The sequence below is a fragment of the Pyrobaculum sp. genome (assembly GCF_049971835.1).
Lineage (GTDB): Archaea > Thermoproteota > Thermoprotei > Thermoproteales > Thermoproteaceae > Pyrobaculum.
This window is the reverse complement of record NZ_JBMFKV010000138.1, coordinates 1-5,056: the sequence shown is the minus strand read 5'-3', so window position 1 is coordinate 5,056 and position 5,056 is coordinate 1. Positions and strand designations below refer to the sequence as shown.

Below are 5,056 nucleotides of genomic sequence, written 5' to 3'. Positions count from 1 at the left end.
CGGCCTGAGCCCCAGCAGTCTGCCTAGTGCGCCTATTATTGTGGAGGGGGGTGGGGCGGCGAGGGCCTCCTCGTGGTGGGGCGCGTCTAGCATGGGCGTGGCGAGCCCCACGCGGAGGGGGGTTAGGGTGTGACGAGGAGCCTCTTCATATCATGCATCTCAGCACGGCGGCTAGGGTCGCGAGGAATTCCGGGGCCGACACACTCATCCCGTTGACCTCAACCGTCCATTTGCCTTCTAGGAGCAACTCCTTGGGGGGTTCGCCTCTGCTGTTTCTCTTCAACACGTATCTCCAGGTCTCTGTGTTTGCGTGTCCTGCCTTTATATACGGCTCGTAGTCGTCGTGTATGCTGGGGCTTACCGTGCCCGCGGCCATGTGTCTGTACAGACTTTCGGCTTTTTCGAATATGTCCGCGAGCTTATACACGGCGATGTGGCGCGTGTTGGAGCGGCTGAAGGCCACGCCGCCTTTGCCCCGCACCTTCTTTGCGTAGTTTCTCAGTATGTGTACAGCTTTATGGTACTCCTTGGCGAATATAGAGGAGAGGGAGATGAGCCTCACAGAGTAGCTTCTTGATATTCCGCTTCTAGCTTCTGCTCTGTGGAGCCGTTTTAGGGTTTCGAAGAGGTGCTCCACCGATGTGGCCACGACGACGTCGTCTCCCCCGACGTATATCGGCACTGCCACCGGCCTGCCGTCGGCGTTCAGCTCTCTCAGAGTGTCAACCGCGAGCTTGGTTATCGAAGTGCTTAGCTCCACCACCTTGCCGACTGCCTCTGCCTCCGCCCATCTCTCGCCAACGTCGTCGCCGTCGCCGACTATGAGGGCGAAGTGTTCTCTGAAGGACAGCCTCTGGAACTGGGGCACGCGCCTTAGACACGCGTTGAACCTCCTCTTTAGCCTCTCAAGGCCGCCGTATTCGTCTGCAGACTTTGGGCGCATCCTGAGGAACTGGACGACGTCGGCGCACTCCCCGCCTTCGAGCGCCTCGGCTACCTTCTCCCAGCCGCTCCAGTAGAAGGCCACGTCTTCTGTACTGAGGCTGTGTATCTCGCTTATCCTAGTCTGGGAGTAGTGGAGGGCTCTCTTAAAGATGCAGAGGGGGCCCAGGGCCTCCCCCGGCTTAACCACCTTTGCGGCTTCCCGGGGGTCTTCAATTTTTAGTAGGGACTTGAGCTTCTCCTCCTCGCCTTGGGCGAACTGGTCGGCGCCGACCGCCTTTCTAAACCTCACCAAGGCAGGCTCGCGGCCACATAAGCTACACATAATGTAGCCGGCTACTCCCGTGTACTTCTCGTAGTCAGCCAGCGGCTTGAGCTCTTCGTCGAACCAGTCTTTTAACTGGGCCGGCCTGGCCCACAGCGGATCCCCGTATACGCGGCAGATCCCGGGCGGTTGCCTCGCGCCTAGGACCGCTTGGAGGCAGGCCCCCAGGCCTCTCCTCACCTCTTCCAAATCCCCCCTCACCTCCGCCGACGCGACTCTCGGCCTTATAAGCCTCTTAAAAGCCCTCCCCATCTCCGACCTGAGTTTTCTGAGTAGATGGGGGAGGCCCTCGTCCCCCTCCTCAGCCAGCCGCATTAGCTCTTCCTGCGCGGCGTAGTAGGCGTCGGCGATCTTCGACTCGTCCTCGTCTTTTACAAGCAGGACGCCGCGCTCCGGCATTAGGGCGTGGGGAGGCGGCGCCCCTCTCTCCACATAGCTTTTAAGATAGGGATGTAGTCTGAGGCTTGGCGAGAGCAGTACGTCTGGGCCGTACTTCTCCACGAACTTGAGGGCTGTTCTCCACGTCAGTTGCGACACCAGCCAGCTACCGGCGTTTAGATCTCCCAGCTTCCGCGCGGCGCCTATTATCCTCTGCACGCCTGGCGTTTCGTACACCACGAGGCGGCCCTCGGGCGGGTCCCCTAGATTTAGGAGGGGGAGCTCGGCGTAGACTCTGTCGAAGACCTCGGCGGCCCCTCCGCCGACTGTTTCAAGCCAGTTTAGCTCAAATCGTAGATACAGCTCGGCGTATTTCTCGGGTGTAAACAGGTCGCGGAGCGACTCGAAGTACTTAGCCACTCTGCCGCAGTCAACCCCCTCGCCGCGGCCACCCTCTAGACAGCTCCTATACGGCAGATTCTCTCTCAAAAACTCTACCTTTTTCTGCCGCATAGCTCACTCCACACGACGTCAACTACTTTTCTATCGTCGCCTTCAATATCTACACAGATGCCGTCGGAGATGAGGCAAGCCTCTCCATCTTTCCGGAATTTTACTTGGTAGTCTTTTGTGCATATAAGGCCTCCGTGTGCAACAAAATCTCTATATTTACCTCTGTCGAGGATATCCTCGGTGTTACGACACCCCTCACTGTTATAGTAGTGTTTGTATATCCCTCCACACTTGTCCTCGTCCTCGGCGCACCTCTTCAATTCCGTTATCTCGTTTTCAAGAATTGACCTTCCTGGTTGCGGCAACTTTCCCGTCCCCAGCTTTTCAATAACTTCTCTCCAGATGGCGGCGAAGACTGCGACGTCTAGATTCTTTGCCTCGGAGGCGAGTTTTATCCTGACGCTGTCTTTCCCCTCCTCTATAGTGTAGGCCAGCCCCTCCACGTCCCGTGTAGCGATCGCGCTGGACTTCCTCGCGATCCACTTGGCTACAGGTAGGGCGCCTAGAGACGCCAGAAAGGCCGACGTCAACATGTAGCGGATGCTGTCGTCGAGGCTTTCGCATGCTCTGTGGGTGACGTATTTATGTATGTAGGACCACGCCGCCTGCTCCGTGAGCTCTGTTACATCTACAAGATGGAGCTTTGCCGTTTCTACCCCCTCCTCAATGGGGTCGCTGTTGTATCTCCACACCGTAACCTCCCCCTTTTCTAGTGTTAGATAGTACAGCGACGCCGCTAGGTCTACGCCCTCCACGACGTAGGGCACCATGTAGTTCAAGCCGTGGGTGGTGTCCAGCAGGATGACTACTCTCTCCCCCCTCAGCTCCTTCAGCTTCTGGTAGACAGACTTCACGACGATGGCTAGCGCGGCGTTTAGCGCCTCCTCGCCGCCGACAAAGGTGTAGAGCCGGCCGCCTCTCATAGAGGTGAGCAGAGCGGGCACAACCACGACTTTGCCGTAGGTCTCCGGCTCCAGCATCTCCACATATTCCCTGGCGATTTTTGCCAAATCATCATATCCGATAGCCCCCTTTGATTTGATTAATTTAAGGAAGTTGTCAAAAGCGTCTATTCTCCTGTCTCTACAGGTTTTTAGAGCTAGTGATATGGGGGCGATGTAAAGGGCGTCGACAACCTTCGGATCTTCCCAAAACTCTGAGGCGAAGTGTTTGAGAGCCGCTCCTGTATAAGAGTATCTTCTACGTAGCTCTTTTACACTACGCTTCTCGCCTTCAATTTTTTCTATGTAGTATTTGACGAGTTGATAATCACACGGATCGCCTATCGGCGACGCCACGAGAACAACGCTCATGACGGTACCTTTTAGGGAATTTTTATTTGTTCTACAGGTACCTTATCAATTTCGCTGATGTCCATATAGATGCTTTTTAGCAAACCAAAGGGTTTACTGTCCCATATACACCCCATGCCTCTCTTATTAATACAGTGGAAAAGGTTAAAGCCTAGTAGCCTCGCACCTAGTGACGGAGCGGGCGTGGCTATGTAGCCCTCTGCAACATTTCCCAACTTACCGAGTACTTCTTTCCAGCGTTCTCTCCCCTTTTCAAAGCCGCAGTCGACGTCGTAGAAGTCTACGTCTTTATTCCAGCACTCCGCAGGTGTGATGGAGAGATATAGGTAGTCCCTACTTGCCTTCTCTATTAGAGCTATAAGTTGTCCGCATCTCCACTTATTTTCGCTGAAATTTTCGCAACCAAGCTTCCGCAACGCCTCATCGAGTTGCTCTTTCTTTATTGCAACAAGGAGCATTGTCTACAGACTTGACAGACTATGCCTGGACATGAGAGTTGGTTCTGTACCATGTGCGGAGTTCTCAACGCGCCGCGGGCTCTATACAGTAAGAGCCTTCCATCTCTACAGATATAGAGATATATTTTTTCTTTGTAGAGTTCACTCGCTATCTCGTTCATATTCTCTATTTCATATGGTAGGACAATAATCTTGATCATATTCGCGTCACATGGTATTTTGCATTGAAACTTCTTGTTGAGTTCTTCCGGATCATGAAGGGAAGCTCCTGTCGTAATATTGAATTTACACTCTATAAGGTAGATGACGGGTCCGCTCCTCAGGAGTAGTTCAGGGTAGTGCCTCGTGGTGCACTCCACTTGGCATTTTGGATTAAGGTTACAGTTGGGATCTGTGACGCAGTAGCAGTTAGGGCTGTTTCTGCTACAGCTACATGTTGTGGATATGATAAGCGTCGTGCAACTACTCTGAGGCCGCGACATAAGCTTTCTTTTCTCTCGTGAACATCTCTACGTCGTTTAGTGCCTCGATAACTTTTGACTTCCCCCCCTCTATGTAGTAGCTACTCCACTTATGCTTCTTTGCCGCCAGTAGCACCAGGCCGCTGTGAGTTTCGATTACCACTGTCTGCGGGATTTCTGTGAGAAGTTTTATGAGATTGACTATCCAGTCGTGGTGGAAGCCAGCTTCGAAGGCGTCTATGAGGATAATGGACCTCTCGGGGGTGGCTTCTATGGCGTATAGGATAGCTAACAGTCTGAGCTCTCCATAGCTGAGTCTGGTCCCCTCTATCCACGTGTTGTGCTTGTATGCGTGTCTGTAGTATACAGACCATATGTCTGTCTCCAAAGCATCGAGTCTCTGGACTATGCGGGAGGCGATGTGGGGATCCTCGAAGAGATATTCTCCGGTTGACGCCGGATCGCCACTGCAAGCGTCTATAGGTCCCTTTTGCCAGCTTACGTATGTGGTGCACTGGTTTACGAGCGCCGCCGTTATGTCGCTGTTGACATTAAACCGCACTTCCCCCTCTGCTCCTGTGCTGTCGATTAAGTTCCCCCCTTCATACAGCGACAGCCGCCCCTCTGAATATTTGAGTGTGTAGCGGTCGAGCCTTATGTAACCCC

General features: G+C 53.9%; 4 protein-coding genes. All 4 read right to left on the bottom strand.

The window, feature by feature from the left end; translation table 11 throughout:
- Positions 1-145 precede the first annotated feature (145 nt).
- On the bottom strand, positions 146-2,158 hold the full coding sequence (locus ACP5J3_RS10695) for a type III-B CRISPR-associated protein Cas10/Cmr2 (RefSeq protein WP_428495681.1): 2,013 nt from the start codon (positions 2,156-2,158) through the stop codon (positions 146-148).
- Positions 2,140-3,471: a TM1812 family CRISPR-associated protein gene (locus ACP5J3_RS10690; protein WP_428495680.1), complete on the bottom strand. Its 1,332-nt coding sequence runs from the start codon at positions 3,469-3,471 to the stop codon at positions 2,140-2,142. The genes ACP5J3_RS10695 and ACP5J3_RS10690 overlap by 19 nt, the downstream gene beginning before the upstream one ends.
- A gap of 11 nt (positions 3,472-3,482) precedes the next feature.
- Positions 3,483-3,929 carry a hypothetical protein gene (locus ACP5J3_RS10685; RefSeq protein ID WP_428495679.1) on the bottom strand — a complete coding sequence of 149 codons (447 nt, stop codon included), beginning with the start codon at positions 3,927-3,929 and terminating at the stop codon, positions 3,483-3,485.
- A gap of 462 nt (positions 3,930-4,391) precedes the next feature.
- The coding region (locus tag ACP5J3_RS10680) for an AAA family ATPase (protein WP_428495678.1) at positions 4,392-5,056 on the bottom strand (665 nt) is incomplete at its 5' end.